This window comes from Streptomyces sp. NPDC051104 (assembly GCF_040682835.1).
Classification (GTDB): Bacteria; Actinomycetota; Actinomycetes; order Streptomycetales; family Streptomycetaceae; genus Streptomyces; species Streptomyces cynarae.
In genome coordinates this window covers 45,588-60,388 of record NZ_JBFBBS010000003.1, presented here as the reverse complement: position 1 = coordinate 60,388, position 14,801 = coordinate 45,588, and the positions used below count along the sequence as shown (strand labels likewise).

General features: G+C 70.7%; 19 protein-coding genes and 1 pseudogene. 4 read left to right on the top strand and 16 right to left on the bottom strand.

The window, feature by feature from the left end:
* Positions 1-12 precede the first annotated feature (12 nt).
* From AB0N14_RS06920 to AB0N14_RS06850, 15 genes and pseudogenes are all read right to left on the bottom strand, one after another.
* Positions 13-417 (bottom strand): gas vesicle protein K, encoded by a 405-nt coding sequence (locus AB0N14_RS06920; RefSeq protein ID WP_366024658.1) that lies wholly within the window; start codon positions 415-417, stop codon positions 13-15.
* Positions 401-667, bottom strand: a complete 267-nt coding sequence (locus AB0N14_RS06915; RefSeq protein WP_366024657.1) for a gas vesicle protein — start codon at positions 665-667, stop codon at positions 401-403. The genes AB0N14_RS06920 and AB0N14_RS06915 overlap by 17 nt, the downstream gene beginning before the upstream one ends.
* Positions 664-1,476 carry a GvpL/GvpF family gas vesicle protein gene (locus AB0N14_RS06910; protein ID WP_366024656.1) on the bottom strand — a complete coding sequence of 271 codons (813 nt, stop codon included), beginning with the start codon at positions 1,474-1,476 and terminating at the stop codon, positions 664-666. The genes AB0N14_RS06915 and AB0N14_RS06910 overlap by 4 nt, the downstream gene beginning before the upstream one ends.
* A 335-nt stretch (positions 1,477-1,811) precedes the next feature.
* Positions 1,812-2,093, bottom strand: a pseudogene (gvpJ, locus tag AB0N14_RS06905) (gas vesicle protein GvpJ); the annotation flags it as partial.
* Between the two features lie 118 nt (positions 2,094-2,211).
* Positions 2,212-3,438 carry an SRPBCC family protein gene (locus AB0N14_RS06900; RefSeq protein WP_366024655.1) on the bottom strand — a complete coding sequence of 409 codons (1,227 nt, stop codon included), beginning with the start codon at positions 3,436-3,438 and terminating at the stop codon, positions 2,212-2,214.
* A complete protein-coding gene (locus tag AB0N14_RS06895; RefSeq protein WP_366024654.1) occupies positions 3,431-3,946 on the bottom strand; it encodes an ABC transporter substrate-binding protein in 516 nt (171 codons plus the stop codon). Before AB0N14_RS06895 ends, AB0N14_RS06900 begins: the two co-directional genes overlap by 8 nt.
* Before the next feature lie 28 nt (positions 3,947-3,974).
* Positions 3,975-4,238, bottom strand: coding sequence for a gas vesicle protein GvpG (locus tag AB0N14_RS06890; RefSeq protein WP_366024653.1), 264 nt, complete (start codon positions 4,236-4,238; stop codon positions 3,975-3,977).
* 43 nt (positions 4,239-4,281) lie between these two features.
* Positions 4,282-5,004: a GvpL/GvpF family gas vesicle protein gene (locus AB0N14_RS06885; protein ID WP_366024652.1), complete on the bottom strand. Its 723-nt coding sequence runs from the start codon at positions 5,002-5,004 to the stop codon at positions 4,282-4,284.
* Positions 5,001-5,429 carry a gas vesicle structural protein GvpA gene (locus AB0N14_RS06880; RefSeq protein ID WP_103838718.1) on the bottom strand — a complete coding sequence of 143 codons (429 nt, stop codon included), beginning with the start codon at positions 5,427-5,429 and terminating at the stop codon, positions 5,001-5,003. The genes AB0N14_RS06885 and AB0N14_RS06880 overlap by 4 nt, the downstream gene beginning before the upstream one ends.
* A gap of 47 nt (positions 5,430-5,476) precedes the next feature.
* On the bottom strand, positions 5,477-5,803 hold the full coding sequence (locus AB0N14_RS06875; protein WP_366024862.1) for a gas vesicle protein: 327 nt from the start codon (positions 5,801-5,803) through the stop codon (positions 5,477-5,479).
* Between the two features lie 254 nt (positions 5,804-6,057).
* Positions 6,058-6,447, bottom strand: a complete 390-nt coding sequence (rbsD, locus tag AB0N14_RS06870; protein WP_366024651.1) for a D-ribose pyranase — start codon at positions 6,445-6,447, stop codon at positions 6,058-6,060.
* Positions 6,444-7,424: a ribokinase gene (locus AB0N14_RS06865; RefSeq protein WP_366024650.1), complete on the bottom strand. Its 981-nt coding sequence runs from the start codon at positions 7,422-7,424 to the stop codon at positions 6,444-6,446. Before AB0N14_RS06865 ends, rbsD begins: the two co-directional genes overlap by 4 nt.
* Positions 7,425-7,546: 122 nt before the next feature.
* On the bottom strand, positions 7,547-9,493 hold the full coding sequence (locus tag AB0N14_RS06860) for a substrate-binding domain-containing protein (RefSeq protein WP_366024649.1): 1,947 nt from the start codon (positions 9,491-9,493) through the stop codon (positions 7,547-7,549).
* Positions 9,483-11,012 carry a sugar ABC transporter ATP-binding protein gene (locus AB0N14_RS06855; RefSeq protein ID WP_366024648.1) on the bottom strand — a complete coding sequence of 510 codons (1,530 nt, stop codon included), beginning with the start codon at positions 11,010-11,012 and terminating at the stop codon, positions 9,483-9,485. Before AB0N14_RS06855 ends, AB0N14_RS06860 begins: the two co-directional genes overlap by 11 nt.
* The gene (locus tag AB0N14_RS06850) at positions 11,009-12,049 is read right to left on the bottom strand and encodes a LacI family DNA-binding transcriptional regulator (protein ID WP_366024647.1); all 1,041 of its coding nucleotides are present in this window, start codon (positions 12,047-12,049) and stop codon (positions 11,009-11,011) included. The genes AB0N14_RS06855 and AB0N14_RS06850 overlap by 4 nt, the downstream gene beginning before the upstream one ends.
* 266 nt (positions 12,050-12,315) lie before the next feature.
* Between AB0N14_RS06850 and AB0N14_RS06845 the strand changes: the two genes are divergently transcribed.
* Positions 12,316-12,588: a hypothetical protein gene (locus AB0N14_RS06845; RefSeq protein WP_366024883.1), complete on the top strand. Its 273-nt coding sequence runs from the start codon at positions 12,316-12,318 to the stop codon at positions 12,586-12,588.
* A gap of 512 nt (positions 12,589-13,100) precedes the next feature.
* Positions 13,101-13,271 (top strand): pentapeptide repeat-containing protein, encoded by a 171-nt coding sequence (locus AB0N14_RS06840; protein WP_366024646.1) that lies wholly within the window; start codon positions 13,101-13,103, stop codon positions 13,269-13,271.
* A 30-nt stretch (positions 13,272-13,301) separates the two neighbouring features.
* Here the strand turns inward: AB0N14_RS06840 and AB0N14_RS06835 are convergent, their stop codons facing one another.
* On the bottom strand, positions 13,302-13,559 hold the full coding sequence (locus tag AB0N14_RS06835) for a GntR family transcriptional regulator (RefSeq protein ID WP_366024645.1): 258 nt from the start codon (positions 13,557-13,559) through the stop codon (positions 13,302-13,304).
* A gap of 197 nt (positions 13,560-13,756) precedes the next feature.
* On the opposite strand from AB0N14_RS06835, the gene AB0N14_RS06830 reads away from it, so the two are divergent.
* Together AB0N14_RS06830 and AB0N14_RS06825 are read left to right on the top strand one after the other, a co-directional pair.
* Positions 13,757-14,086 carry a hypothetical protein gene (locus tag AB0N14_RS06830; RefSeq protein ID WP_366024644.1) on the top strand — a complete coding sequence of 110 codons (330 nt, stop codon included), beginning with the start codon at positions 13,757-13,759 and terminating at the stop codon, positions 14,084-14,086.
* Positions 14,086-14,439, top strand: coding sequence for a hypothetical protein (locus tag AB0N14_RS06825; RefSeq protein ID WP_366024643.1), 354 nt, complete (start codon positions 14,086-14,088; stop codon positions 14,437-14,439). Before AB0N14_RS06830 ends, AB0N14_RS06825 begins: the two co-directional genes overlap by 1 nt.
* The last annotated feature ends 362 nt before the right edge of the window (positions 14,440-14,801 follow it).

Below are 14,801 nucleotides of genomic sequence, written 5' to 3'. Positions count from 1 at the left end.
GCTCACAGGCCCTCAGGGCGGAAGCAGCGTGCCCAGCGGGCCCAGGTCGATGTTGAGGTCGGCCATGGTGAGGCCGTACTGGTCGCACAGGTCGGCCATCCGGTCGTGCAGGAGCATCAGGGTCAGTCCGAGCCGTTCCTCCTGCTCCTCGGTGAGGTCACCCTCGTCGACGCGGTGCAGGGCCTGCCGTTCCATCAGCTGGCGCAGCAACTCGACGATGGTGAGGACCAGTTTGACGAGGTCCCGTTCCACCGTCTCCGGGTCGGCGTGCAGACGGCGCGCGACGCCCCCGCCCCGGTCGGCCGAGAGCGGGGGAACCTCGTCCGGGCGGGCGGGCAGCAGGGAGAACGCCCGGGTCGCGGCCTCGGCCACCTCCCGCAGCCGGTCCGCGCCCGGGCCGTCAGCCGGGCCCGTCACCGTGGCTCCCGTAGACCGGAAGCGCGGAGTGCCCCGGGGGCAGGAACGTCGCCCACTGCTCGTCCAGCTCCTCGCGGATCGCGACGATCACCGCGCGCAGCGAGATCCGCACCAGGTCGACGTCGGCGATGGACAGCACCAGATCGCCGGTCAGCACCACACCGCCGCTCAGCAGCCGGTCCAGCAGGTCGATCAGCGCCACCTGCGGCTGAGCGACCGGGCGGTCGTCGAAGGGGCCGTACCCGCTCACCGTTGCCCGGCCCCTTCCGGCGCGTCGGGCGCGAGGGGCGCGGTGAAGGAGTACGGCGCCCACGGCCCGGTGACGTCCACCCGGACCCCGGGCAGGCCGTCGGCGGCGTGCAGCATCCGGTCGCGGAACTCCTCGGACCGCCGGCGCGGGACCAGATAGGCGTCGTTGGCGATGTTCTCGCCCGGCACCTGCGCGAGGCCGGCCTGCTGCGGCCGGTGCCGGGTGCGCTCCACCGCCAGACCCCGGGCCTGCTCCTCGGTGCGCCGTACGGCCTCCTCGGCCAGCCGCCACGCGTCCTCGCGCTCCTGCCGCTGGTGCCGACGGCTGCGCAGATACGCCCGCCCCGGGTTCTCCTCGCCCGCCGGGGCGCCGGTGGGCGCCTGGGCGGGCGGTGCCTCGGGCGGTGCCTCGACGTAGACCTTCACACCCCACTCCACGTGCGCGGCGAGCCGGTCGAGGAGTGCGGCGAACTCCGTCTCCCGCCCGGCCAGCATCTCCCGTACCCGGCTCTCGTCCAGGTAGACGGTGGCCAGCCGCAGCGGAAGGACCGTGGTGTGCCCGGCCAGCGTCTCGATCACGAAGTGGTGCGCCCGGGCCGTCGCCTCCAGCCACCGCAGGTCCTCGAGACCGGCCCTCAGGGCCGCCTCCGAGAACTCGGGCGCGGGCACCGCGCTGACCGCGGCCGCCACCTGGCCGTGGCGGACCAGGGTGACGGCGGCGTCGGCCACGCCCCGGACAGGCGCGAGCGACTTCTCGTCCAGGGCCGACGCCCCCAGCACGGCATACGTGTAGCACAGCTGCTCGTCCACCGTCCTCAGCTCCGGTCCTCGTCCTCATCGGCCCTGCGCCGGGTGCGCCGTGGCTCCGCGCGCCGTTCTCGCTCGGCGTCACGTTCCTGTCGTGGCTCCGCGCGCCGTTCTCGCTCGGCGTCACGTTCCTGTCGTGGCTCCGCGCGCCGTTCTCGCTCGGCGTCACGTTCCTGCCGCGGCTCCCGCTCGGCGTCACGGTCCCGCCGCGGCTCCCGCTCGGCGTCACGGTCCCGCCGCGGCTCCCGTTCGGCGTCAGCACGGTCCTCCCGCGGCCGGCTGCGGCGGCCGGACCTGCCCTCGGACAGCTCGGGCGGCGGGGACGCTGCGAGCTGTTTGCGCAGCTCCTCCAGTTCGGTCCGCAGTCGCTCGTTCTGTTCCCGGAGGCTGCGCCGACCGTCGGCGCGGGAAGACAGCGCCGGGTCGTGCTCCCACCAGTCGATGCCGATCTCCCGGGCCTTGTCCACGGAGGCCACCAGAAGCCGGAGTTTGATGGTGAGCAGCTCGATGTCGAGCAGGTTGATCTTGATGTCGCCGACGATCACGATGCCCTTGTCGAGCACGCGTTCAAGGATGTCGGCCAGGTTCGCGCCGCCGGACCCCTGACTGTAGGGGGTCAGGGGCCGCGACGCGGGGACGGCGGGATCGGACACAGCACACTCGACCTCGTTTCCCTGAGCACCCGGCCGCCGGCGAAGCGGAGACCGGCGGGCTCGCGCGTCTCAGCGCCCGGAGCTATCAGCGGCGCCGACGCCCTGCGGGTGCTTCCCTCTCGTCGTAGCGGTCGTCGGGTTGCTCGTCTTCGCCCTCCCACTCGTCGTCCTCCTCGGAGGTGGAGTCGTCCTCGGGCTCGTCGCCCTCTTCCTCCTCGGGCTCCTCGTCCTCGTCCTCGTCCCGGCGTCCCCGACGTCCCTCTTCTCTGTCTTCCTCTTCCTCGTCCCGGCGGCGCTCCTCGGGCTCCTCTTCGCGGTCCTCGGGTTCCTCTTCGCGTTCCCCGCGGCGCTCCTCGGGTTCCTCTTCGCGTTCCCCGCGGCGCTCCTCGGGTTCCTCTCCGCGCTCCCCGCGGCGCTCCTCGGGTTCCTCTCCGCGCTCCCCGCGGCCCTTTGCCTCCTCTTCCTCGCGCTCGACCTCCTCCGAGCTGCGGACCACCTCCCCGTCGCGGATCTCGCCGCGCCAGGCGCCGGTGGCCTCACCGCGGGTCATGACGAACGAGCGGTAGAGCTTGAGATCGAGCCGCGTCCGCCGCCCCTGGGCGCGCCACAGGCTGCCCGTCTTCTCGAAGAGGCCCTTGGGGTAGTACTGCAGGACGAGCAGCACCTTGGTGAGGTTGTCGCCGAGCGGGTGGAAGGTGACGACGCCCTTGTTCGTGCCCTTGGGGCCCTCCGTGGTCCAGGCGATGCGCTCGTCGGGCACCTGCTCGGTCACGACGCCCCGCCATTGGCGACGTGACTTGGCGATCTTCGCCTGCCAGTGGGTCGTGGTCTCGTCCTCCTGCCGGACGTCCTCGACACCCTTGGCGAACCGTTCGAAGTCCGGGAACTGCGTCCACTGGTTGTAGGCCTCGCGCGCGGGCACGCCCACGTCGACGTCCTCGATGATGGTCAGTCCCCGCTGCGGTCCGCCGGGCTTGTTCTTGCCGCCTCCGCCCACCGCCTCCTTGGCCTTGCCGAGCAGCGTGTCCTTCGCCTTGGACAGCATCCCGCCCGCCCCCGCCCCCGGGCCTCCGCCTCCGCCTCCGCCTCCGAGGAGCTTCTTGCCGCCCTTGAGGGCGAGCTTGGTCAGCATGCCGGGACCGACGTGCGTCTCCGCCAGCCGGCGCGCCCCCTCACCCAGCCGCTCGCCCATACCCTCGAGCATCACCTGGAGCCGGGCCTGCAGGTAGTCCTCCAGCTCTTCCTTCAGCCGGTCCGCACCAGGGTTCCCCTGCACCTGATCACGAACCTTGTTGAGGGTGCCCTCAGCCATCGTCCGGCCTCCTTGATCGTGCGGACCCGCTCTTCGCCTTCTTCTCGCGCCCCTCGCTCCGGCGACCCGGCTCCTCCCCTGCTCCGCTCCGACGCTCTCTCCGGCTTCCGTTGGCCCGGTCGCCCTCGTCCCGGTCCTCCCCGTCCCGGTCCTCCTCATCATCCGCGCCTTCCTCGTCGCGGGTCTCCTCGTTCCGACCGCGCCCGCCCTCGCCGTGCGCCTTCTCCTTCAGCCCAACGGTGCGTTCGTGCAGGGCGTCGGCCAGGCTCTCGGCCTTCGCCGACAGCACGGTGGTGGCCGCGGCCTTTCCCGCGCCCGCCAGCTCACCGCGCACCTGCTTGCTGACGTTGCCGAGGACGGGGGAGTCCTGGAGCAGCTTGCCGACCTGCCCGGGCCTCATCCGCGATCCGGCCAGCGCCGCCCCCAGGCTCAGGGCGAGCTTGCCCTTCTTCGTCCGGCCCAGCAGATAGCCGCCGAGAACAGCCGCGCCGATCTTGGCGTTGTTCATGGTTCCCTCTTCTCTCTTTCGCCGACCGTCACGGCCCGCCCTGCGCCTTCCGCAGGTGGTAGGCCCTGATCTCCTCCAGGTGGTGCAGCAGCGCCTCCTCGCGTTGCGCGAACTCCTCCTCGCCGATACGGCCCTCGGTCCGCGCCTGCTCCAGGTTCACCAGCTCCTCCTGGATGGGAGCCGGGTCGTAGTACTCCTGCTCCGCGGTCTTGACGACCTTGTCGAGCACCCAGCCGATGCCCTTGACCGGGGCGAACGGCAGCCCCAGGATCCCGGTGACCAGTCCTCCCACAGCGCCTCCTCCTCATGCCGTCCGGGCCGGTCGGTCAGGGCGGTCAGGCGAAGCTGTACGGCGGCAGCGGCCCCCGTACCCGCACCTCGATGCCCTCTCCGAGGCGCTCGGCCAGCTCCTGCCCGGCCCGTGTGAACTCCTCCGTCCGCTCGCCGTCCACCAGGAAGGACGCGTTCACGAAGTACTGCTTGGACGGCGGGGACACCTTCTCGGACAGTGCGAGCGGCCGCAGCGCGGCGAGGACCTCCTCGGCCTGCGCGTCCTGGCGGCTCTGCACCTCCTGCGCGATGAGCTGACCGAGTGCCAACCGGTCCTCGTAGCTGCCGCCCTCGCGGGTCCGCGCGCTCAGCGCCCGGGCCTGCTCGGACTCCTCGAGGATGGTCCGCAGCAGGGCGTCCTCTTCCTGCACGCCCTTGACGTTGAACTCGGCCCGCCCGGTGAGCTCGTCCAGACGCCGGGAGAACTCCTCGGCCCGCGACTCCAGCACGGCGCGTACGGCGTCCTCGTTCTCCGCGACGTATCCGAAGCCGAGCGGCAGGATGCTGCCGCCTGCCCACAGACGTCCCTGGACCTCGTTGTGCGCCTCCAGGTCCCGGCGCGCGACCGACAGGTCCTGGGGGGCGTCACTGACGACGGCGCACAGCGAGCCGCTGCGGACGGTGCGCAACTCGGCGGGGGCCTCGCCCACGCCCTTGGCCCCGTCCAGATCCAGCGGATGCGAGTCCTTGGTGATCGCGTACACGTACAGCGACATCGGCTCGCTCACTCCTCCCGGTCCTTCGAGGAGCGGTGGCTCGAGCCGCGTTCGATGTGCTCGGGCTCCCTCTCGCGCTCCTTGCTCCCCTTCTGGAGCGATTCGGTGAACGCCTCCACCGCGCCGGTCAGCGCACCCTTGCTCTTGCCCCGGGCACCACCTTCGGTGATGCTCTGGGTAATGTCCGTCAGCGTCGCGGGGGCCTTGCGGCCGGACTCCAGGTCCAGCCGGTTGCAGGCCTCGGCGAAGCGCAGATACGTGTCGACGCTGGCGACGACCACGCGGGCGTCCACCTTCAGAATCTCGATTCCGATGAGGGACAACCGCACGAATGCGTCGATGACGAGGCCCCGGTCGAGAACCAGTTCCAGTACGTCGTAGAGGTTGCCGGAGCCTCCGCCGCCCCCGCCGGCCGGCAGACCACCGCCCTGCGGCATCACAGTCACAATCCTTTGTCCCTTCAAGCGAAGGGCGTCAGCCGCTGTCAGCGGCCCTCTTTGTCGACCTGCGCGCGGGTGTAGCGGCGTACTTGTTCGTAGCCCATCAGATTGCCCGCGGGGTCCAGAACGACCCGGTAGCTGGCCATCACACTGCTCGTGTCCGGAACGCGCTCCAGCTCCACGACCTCCACGAGGGCCTCCCAGCCCTGATCCGTCGGTCTCAGCGCCGAAACGGACTGAGGAGCCCGCCCGAGCAGCTCTGTCAGCTGTTCGGCCGCGCTCCGCATGGCCTTGGGAGCCGACACCCGCTCCGGAGCGGACGCCTTCCGCGACGAGGAGTCTGCCTTGTCCGGCTCATGGTCGTTCGTGATCCATCACCTTCTTGCTCTTCTTCCATCATCGACCCTGTCCACAGCCCGTGCCAGTTCTTGCGCCACCCGCAGCGGGACCCGCGGAAAATTCCTCGGCGTAGAGGGCAACCCTTGCCGCCCTCTGCATGTCGTAAGGGGCGTCAGGACTCCCCGGGGGGATCTGGGGGGATCACGGGGGTTCTGGCGGGGTGGGGGAAGCCGAGGGGCCCGGGCAGTGACCGGGCCCCTCGAAGTATCCGGCCAGAGCGGCCAATTCAGAAGAAGACGCCGCAGCGCAGGAGCACGTTCGCGTACGGGCGGGCCTCGCCGGTGCGGACGACCAGGCGCGCGTCGGCCGTGAGCCGCTTCAGCTCCTCGTGCGGGACCAGCCCGAGCTCTGGGAAACGGGACTCCAACAACGCCGTGGCCTGCGGGTTGGCGTCCCGCACCTCGTGCGCGGCCGTGGCGCCCTCCACCACCAGCTCCTGGAGCAGGCCGTCAAGGACCTCCGCGAACGACGGCACCCCGGCGCGGAACGCCAGGTCCACGACCCGGGGGCCCGAAGGGATCGGCATGCCCGCGTCGCATATCAGGACCCCGTCCCCGTGCCCCAACTCGGCCAGGGCGCCCGCGAGGTGACGGTTCAGGATTCCGGCCTTCTTCACAGGGACTCACCTTGCGGGGACGCTCCCGGCTCGCCGTCTCGGCCGGGGGTCCGGGAGGTGTCCCCCGGGCCGGCACCGCACAGTGCGTCGACCTCCTCGGCGGTGGGGTAGGACTCCTGAGCGCCGGGGCGCGTCACCGCCGCCGCCCCCACCCGGGCCGCGTACGCCGCCGCCTCGGGCAGCGCCGCGCCCGTGCCCAGCCGCCAGGCCAGCGCCGCCGTGAACGCGTCGCCCGCGCCCGTCGTGTCGACCGCGTCCACCTTCACGGACGGGACACGGGTCATCGAACCGCCGGCCGCAACGAGGGCGCCCTCCGCGCCCAGCGTCACCACCACCGAGCGGGGGCCGAGCGCCAGCAGCGCCCGCGCCCAGTCCTCGGGCGCCCCGCCCAGCTCGTCGCCCGCGATGACCCGTGCCTCGTGCTCGTTCACGATCAGCGGGTCACAGGCCGCCAGCACCTCGGCGGGCAGTGGCCTCGGCGGCGACGGGTTCAGCACGAAACGGGTGCCGGACGGCAGGTTCCGTACGACCTCCTCCACCGTCTCCAGCGGGATCTCCAGCTGCGCCGACACCACCCGGGAGGCGTGCAGCAGGCTCTGGGCGGCCCGTACGTCCTCGGGGGCGAGCCGCCCGTTGGCGCCCGGGGAGACCACGATGCTGTTGTCCCCCGACGGGTCCACCGTGATCAGTGCGACGCCCGTGGGCGCCCCGCCGACCAGGACCCCCACCGTGTCGACGCCGGCCTCGCGCTGCGCGTCCAGCAGCAGCCGGCCGTGCGCGTCGTCGCCGACCCGGGCCAGCAGCGCCGTACGGGCACCGAGCCGCGCCGCGGCCACGGCCTGGTTCGCGCCCTTGCCGCCCGGGTGGACGGCCAGGTCGGAGCCGAGCACGGTCTCCCCGGCCGCGGGCCGCCGCTCGACCCCGATCACCAGGTCGGCGTTGGCCGATCCCACGACCAGGAGGTCGTAGTCGTACATGAACTGTCTCCCAACGGATCCCAGCGGATCCCCGTGGATCCGACAAAGCGGTGAATCCGGCGCCACGGCCGCGGACCGCGCGTGGTGCGCGGCCCGCCGCCGTGGCGACCGGACGGGGTGGGTCAGCCGGTGAACCCGGCCACGTTCTCCTTCGTGACCACCTTCACCGGCACCATGACCGTTTCGTCGACCTTCTTGCCCTGAGCGGCCTGCAGCGCGTTGTCGATCGCGATCCGGCCCAGCTGCGAGGGCTGCTGCGCCACCGACGCGTACAGCGTGCCCGCCTTGACCGCGGCGAGTCCGTCCGGCTCACCGTCGAAGCCGACGACCTGGACCGACTTCCCGGCCTTGGACCCCAGCGCCTTGATCGCGCCGAGGGCCATCTCGTCGTTCTCGGCGAAGACGCCCTGGATGTCCGGGTGGGCCTGGAGCAGGTTCGTCATCACGTCGAGGCCCTTGGTGCGGTCGAAGTCGGCGGGCTGCTCGGCGACGACCTGGATGCCCGGGTAGGCCTTCAGGCCCTCCGCGAAGCCCGCACCGCGCTCACGGCTCGCGGACGTGCCGGCCAGACCCTGCAGGATCACGATCCTGCCCTTGCCGCCGAGCTTCTCGGCCAGCGCCTTGGCGCCCAGCTTGCCGCCCTCGACGTTGTCGGACGCGACCAGCGCGGCCGTCTTGGCGTTGTTGACGCCGCGGTCGACGCCCACGACGGGGACGCCCGCCTTGTTCGCGGCCCGCACGGCCGGGCCCGCGGCGTCCGAGTCCACCGGGTTGACGACGATCGCGCCGAGGCCCGAGCTGGTGAAGTTCTGCAGCTGGTTGGCCTGCTGCGAGGCGTCGTTCTGCGCGTCCGTGACGGTCAGGTCGACGCCCAGCTTCTTCGCCTCCGCCTGCGCACCCTGCTTGATCTGCACGAAGAAGGGGTTGTTGAGGGTGGACAGCGACAGTCCCACCTTCGGCGTGGTGGAGGACGAGCCGCCGTGCAGGAAGGACATCCCGCCCACCACGGCCACCGCGACCACCGCCGCGAGCGCGTACGTCAGCGTCTGCCGGCCCCGGCCACCCGGAGAGGTGTCGGCGGCCACGGGGGTGGCCCCGGCCTTGCGGCGCACGGTGTCGAGGAGCACCGCCAGGGCGATCACGACACCGATGACGACCTGCTGCCAGAAGGCGGACACCGACAGGAGGTTGAGGCCGTTGCGCAGCACCGCCAGGATCAGCGCGCCGATCAGCGTGCCCGACGCCTTGCCGGTGCCGCCCGCGAGGGAGGCGCCGCCGATGACGACCGCGGCGATCGCGTCCAGTTCGTAGCCGTTGGCGGCCTGCGGCTGCGCGGAGGACAGGCGCGCGGCGAGCACGATGCCCGCGGCCGCGGCGAACAGACCCGACAGCGCGTAGATCGCGATCTTCTGCTTCTTCACCCGCAGACCCGACAGACGGGCCGCTTCCTCGTTGCCGCCGATCGCGTACATGGAGCGCCCGATGTACGTACGGCCGAGAACGAACGCGGTGATCAGGCCCATGACGACCATGACGAGGACCGGCACGGGCAGCCAGCCGCCCAGCGTGTCACCGAGGTGCGAGACCGAGTTCGGGAACGCGATCGGGGAGCCCTGCGAGATGACCAGCGACAGACCGCGGCCCACCGACAGCATGGCGAGCGTCGCGATGAACGGCGGGAGCTTCCCGTACGAGATCAGGACGCCGTTGACGAGTCCGGCGGCGAGGCCGGTCGCGATCGCGAGGATCACCGCTATCGCGACGGGGACGCCCGCCGACGTGGCGCTCCAGGCCAGGACGGTGGCGGACAGCGCGGCGACCGAACCCACCGACAGGTCGATGCCCGCCGAGACGATCACGAAGGTGACGCCGAAGGCGAGGATGGCCGTGACGGCCGCCTGGACGCCGATGTTGAGGAGGTTGTCGGTCGTCAGGAAGTCGCCGGACAGCGCCGACATCGCGATGACGAGGACGATCAGCGCGGTGAGCGCGCCGTTGTCGAGCAGGAGTCTGCGGACCCCCGCCGCGCCACCGGCGCCCGCTGTGCTCTTGAGCGTGTCAGTGGCCACGGGTGGCCTCCATTTCGTTCACAGACGTGGTGGGTGTGCTGACGGCGAGCGCCATGACGGAGTCCTGCGTCGCCTCGTCGGCGGTCAGTTCGCCCGCGATCCGGCCCTGGGCCATCACCAGCACCCGGTCGCTCATGCCGAGCACCTCGGGCAGATCGCTGGAGATCATCAGGACGGCGGCGCCCGCGGCCGTGAGTTCGTTGATCAGCTGGTAGATCTCGACCTTGGCGCCGACGTCGATACCGCGCGTCGGCTCGTCGAGGATGAGCACCTTGGTGTTCGCCAGCAGCCACTTGCCGATGACGACCTTCTGCTGGTTGCCACCGGAGAGCGTGCGCACGTGCTGGCCCAGACCGGCCATGCGCACGCGGAGCTGGTCGGCGACCCTGGCCGCGGCGGCGTGCTGTCCCTTGCGGTCGACGAGCCCGCCGCGGGTCGCGGCCCGCATGGTCACGAGCCCGAGGTTCTCCTCGATGGACGCGTCCAGCACGAGACCCTGGCCCTTGCGGTCCTCGGGCACGAGTCCGATCCCGGCCTCCATCGCGGCGTTCACGTCGTACCGGCGCACCTGAGTGCCTGCGACGCGCACGGCTCCCCTGTCATAGGGGTCGGCGCCGAACACGGCCCGTACGACCTCCGTACGGCCGGCTCCCACCAGCCCCGCGATGCCGACGACCTCACCGGCCCGCACCTCGAACGACACGTCGTGGAAGACCCCATTCCGGGTGAGCCCCTCGACGGTGAGCAACGCCGCGCCGGTGTCGGGCCGTTCACGTGGGTACTGCTGGTCGATGGACCGTCCCACCATGAGGCGCACGAGCTCGTCCTCGGGCGTGGAGGCGGGCACCTGCCCGACGCTCCTGCCGTCGCGGATCACGGTCACCCGGTCCCCGAGAGCGGCGATCTCCTCCAGATGGTGGGTGATGAAGACGACGCCGACGCCGTCCTCGCGCAGCGCGCGCACGATGGCGAACAGCTTCTCGACCTCTTCGGAGGTGAGCACGGCCGTCGGCTCGTCCATGATGAGCACGCGCGCGTTCAGGCTGAGCGCCTTCGCGATCTCGACCATCTGGAGCCGGGCGATGCCCAGTTCACGCACCCGCGCGCGGGGCGACACGTTCACGCCCACGCGTTCGAGGAGTGCGGCGGCGTCCGCCTCCATCTTCTTGCGGTCGATCATGCCGAAGCGGCGCGGCTGGCGGCCCAGGAAGATGTTCTCGGCGACGGTCAGGTCGGGAACGAGGTTGAACTCCTGGTAGATGGTGGCGATCCCGAGGCGCTCGGAATCCTGCGCACCGTGGATGCGCACCTCCTTGCCGCCGACCAGGATCCGCCCGGCGTCGGGGCGGTAGGCGCCGGAAAGCATCTTGATGAGGGTGCTCTTGCCCGCGCCGTTCTCACCGAGCAGCACGTGCACCTCGCCGCCGCGCAGATCGAAGTCGACGCCGTCGAGCGCGACCACGCCGGGGAAGGTCTTGCGTATGCCTTCGATGCGCAGCAACTCGTCAGGGTTGCTCACGACTGGCTCCTTTGTACGGGGAACTGCACAGCGGGGGCCTGTGCAGGCGGCTCGCCGCACGAGCGGCGTACGACGAGACGGGCGGGGAGGGTGACGGACTCGGGGTGCCGCCCCTCGATGCGGTCGACCAGCGCGCACACGGCGGCGCGTCCCAGTCGGCCGGTGGGCTGGGCGATCGCGGTGATCGGCGGATCGGTGTGCACGAACCACGGGATGTCGTCGAACGCGGCGAGCGCGATGTCGTCCGGCACCCGCAGCCCTCGCGCCCGGATGGCGTCCAGCGCGCCGAGCGCCATCAGGTTGTCGGCGGCGAACACGACCTCGGGCGGCTCGGCCAGGTCGAGGAACCGCTCGGTGGCCCGGCGCCCGCTGTCGACCTGGAAGTCGCCCTGGCCGATGTAGGCGTCCGGGAGGGGGAGCCCGTAATCGGCCAGGGCCTCGCGGAAGGCCTCGACGCGCTCACGGCCGGTCGTGGTCGCCGCCGGACCCGCGATGATCGCGAGCCGCCGGTGGCCGAGCCCGTGCAGATGACGGACGAGATCGTGGACGGCGGCGCGGCCGTCGGAGCGTACGACGGGTACGTCGACGCCCGCGATCCACCGGTCGACGAAGACCATCGGGGTGCCGGCCCGCGCGGCGTCCAGCATGAGCGGCGACCCGCCGTCCGTCGGGGAGACGAGCAGTCCGTCGATCCGCCGGTCCAGCAGGGTCCGCACATGGTGGTCCTGGAGGTCGGGCCGCTCGTCGGCGTTGCCGATGATCACGCTGTAGCCGAGGGCGCGGGCCTCCTCCTCGACGGAGCGGGCCAGATGGGTGAAGTAGGGGTTGAGCACATCGCTGATGACCAGGCCGAGGGTGTGGGTCTGGTCGGTGCGCAGGGACCGGGCGACGGCGTTCGGGCGGTAGCCCAGCGCCTCGACGGCGGCCAGCACACGGGTGCGTGCCTCGGCGCTGACCGACGGGTGGTCGTTCAGGACGCGCGACACCGTGGCGACGGAGACCCCCGCCTCGGCGGCGACATCCTTGATGCTCGCCATCGCCGGACCACCTCCTTGTGGATCCGTGGAATCGTTTTCACGACTGACGAACAGGATTGGAAACGATTACATTCCGTTCTTCAAGGGGTGGAGCGAGGGCGAGACCGGATTGTGACCGTGTGAGGCAGGTCACTTGAGGGCGCGTGAGCCGCGGCTGGTGTGAGGTGGGCCACTCGAGTGCATACCTGACCCCTGGACAGGGCGGAGCGAGCCGTTCCCTGTAGCGGCGCTGTGACGGCAGGTGGTTGCGAGCGTGAGGGGTGGCCGTGGACATGGAGGGTGCGGAATCGTTCACTGAGCTCAACTCGCCACAGGGGAGCCGAGATGAAGTTCGACATGGGAGCGCCCTCTCCACGCTGATCAAGGAGTCGCGTGGGTCGAGTGACGATCTGGGGACGCTGATCCGTCAGTTGGTACGGGCGGCGCAGCCGTTGGAGGGGAAGTTCAACGGTGCGGGCCGGGTGGCGTTCGACCAGGTCAAGGCGCGGGCGGACAACCGCTTCGAGCCGGACGGCAGGGCATCCAAATGTCTGGGATAGTTTTGAGACGCTTACTCGGTACCGGGAACATTGAGCGGGGTCGGCTACCAACGCAATGCATCAGGCGAGGTCCGATGCCTTCCTGTGCGCGGTAAGCACGGACTGTTGGGGTACCTCTGGGGCTTCGGATGCCGAGAATGCGGCGAGTTTCGATCCCAGGGATGTCGGTGACGACGAGGTGTACAAGGCCGGGCTCATGTGGTTGGAGCGGTTGCGTTCCGCGTCCGACCGCGGCATATCGCCGTCAGCGGCGCTCGCTGAGCTGTCACGTCTGCCCGATGAGAGCGGTGCGGGCCGTGTAGAAGCCGAGAACCTGCTGCTTGCCGACCTGGTCGAACTCCGCGACCTGGCGGGAGGCCGGTGACCGCGGGCGAAACGCGTGCAAGTAGGCATTGGGTTCCACTCGGTACCATCGGACCACGCCGCCCAGTGCCTACGGGAGTGGATTGACGCCGACGACGGCGGGCTGGATGCCGTAGGCCTCGATCTCCGAGGCGCAGACCTATCGCAGGGTGATTTCTCGGAATCATGGTTCACCGACGCGAATTTGCAGGTTGGTCGGCGCATACCTGTACCGCTCGGACGCCCAGGGGACCGACCTGAGTGGAACCGACCGGACGGGGAGCTCCCTTGTGCGGGTCAACCTCGACGACGCGACGGGGTTGGGGCAGGATGACGACTGAAGGGGCCGCGCGACTTGACGCGCGGCCCCTTCAGTCGTTCGGTTCGCCCCCTTCGCGTGTGTCGCTGGGCGGCTGTTCGACGACGAAGGATCCCTTGCCGCGCACGGTGACGATGAGCCCTCGTTCGCGAAGTTCCTGTGCGGCGCGCCGCGCGGTGAGCCGGGCAACGCCGTACTCGTCGGCCAGGTGGTTCTCCGAGGGGATAGGCCTGTCCGGCGCCAACTCCCCGGACTCGATCTTCCCGGCGATGACGTCGGCCAGTTGAACGTAGAGCGGTCTCGCACTCATGGGGTCCAGTGTCGGGTTCGCCTCTTCCGTATCGCTCATACGTCGAACGTAGAGGGTCATTGACCTGCTCATTTGTGTGGATCCCTCTGTACTTGTATGCAGAGGGCTGCATCCCGGTGTAGCTTCGAAGACTAAACACCCCGGCGAGGTGGTCCAGACCTCCCGGGGCACGGCCAACGCTGCATAGGAGCGTCGACATGCACGACCTTATCCGTCGCCTCATCGAATGGCTGCGCCTACTGTTCTCGCCCGGCACAGGCAAGAGGCGCCGCACGAACTCTCGCCCCTTTCCCACCGTCCAGGTCGTCGCCGAACGCCCCTTGATTCCCCTGCCTCGCCCCCGCTCTCCGTACGGCCTCGGCACCCCCCTCGACGGCGCCGCCTCTCCCCTCGTCCGTCCCTACCTCCTCGCCCACGAACAGGAAGCCGCCCTCCAGCGGCGTCGCCGCCTCGCCCTCGTCCTTGCCGCCGACTTCGGGATCGACCTCGACCGGCATCTGATCGGCGCCCAGGAGGCGGCCGCCTGATGAACCCCGCCACCAATCCCACGCCCCGCCTGCTGCCCTGGCTGTCCTCCGACGGCAATCCGTGCTACCTGGTGACGGACAACGGCGGCGGAAACCTCTCCCGTCTGGCGGACGACTTGGAGGCCGTGCAACTGGCCATCGGTGCCGACGTACTTGGCCTCGCCCGAAAGGTGCTGGACGACCCCACCTCGCCGTACACCGAGGTCCGCTACGCAGGGCTGCGGCTCGCCGAGTGCCTGAGTGATGCCCTGCGCGTCGCCGAGTCGCGCGGCCTGCGCCTGCCGGTGCGCGAGGCACCCAAGAGCCGGGAAGAAGAAGCCGAGGACGACACCGGGGACACTGAACCCGTGTGACCGGCCCCGTAAGGGCCGTGCTCTCCCATTGACGGCTCGTCAGCCGGACTGGCGGGCCCTGTCGGCTCCTCGGCGCGTGTTTCAGGCTGCGGGTCCGGCTCAGGCTCCCGCGCCGTGTGGCCGCCGGATCCTGCGGGGCGCGGGTGAGTTGCCGGACGGCAACTTCAAGCTGCCGCACTATGGGGACCCGGTGCTACCGGAGGGCACGACGAAAGGCCACAACGACGTCGACCACGTGGAGATCTCAGAGAGGGAGGCGGCTGCGCCCATCGAGTCGGCGACCAGAAGCCGACAGTGATGTGCCGGCGCGCAGCCGGCTGCCCCGACCGTGGGATGCGTCCCTATCCGCCCCCATGTCACAC

What these genes read in the sequence shown, in the direction of transcription:
- AB0N14_RS06825 (WP_366024643.1), top strand. Translation starts at nt 14,086, where the DNA reads ATGAACCCCGCCACCAATCCCACGCCCCGCCTGCTGCCCTGGCTGTCC.
- AB0N14_RS06895 (WP_366024654.1), bottom strand. Translation starts at nt 3,946, where the DNA reads ATGAACAACGCCAAGATCGGCGCGGCTGTTCTCGGCGGCTATCTGCTG.
- AB0N14_RS06880 (WP_103838718.1), bottom strand. Translation starts at nt 5,429, where the DNA reads ATGCCGCAGGGCGGTGGTCTGCCGGCCGGCGGGGGCGGCGGAGGCTCC.
- AB0N14_RS06900 (WP_366024655.1), bottom strand. Translation starts at nt 3,438, where the DNA reads ATGGCTGAGGGCACCCTCAACAAGGTTCGTGATCAGGTGCAGGGGAAC.
- AB0N14_RS06865 (WP_366024650.1), bottom strand. Translation starts at nt 7,424, where the DNA reads ATGTACGACTACGACCTCCTGGTCGTGGGATCGGCCAACGCCGACCTG.
- AB0N14_RS06830 (WP_366024644.1), top strand. Translation starts at nt 13,757, where the DNA reads ATGCACGACCTTATCCGTCGCCTCATCGAATGGCTGCGCCTACTGTTC.
- AB0N14_RS06850 (WP_366024647.1), bottom strand. Translation starts at nt 12,049, where the DNA reads ATGGCGAGCATCAAGGATGTCGCCGCCGAGGCGGGGGTCTCCGTCGCC.
- AB0N14_RS06835 (WP_366024645.1), bottom strand. Translation starts at nt 13,559, where the DNA reads ATGAGTGCGAGACCGCTCTACGTTCAACTGGCCGACGTCATCGCCGGG.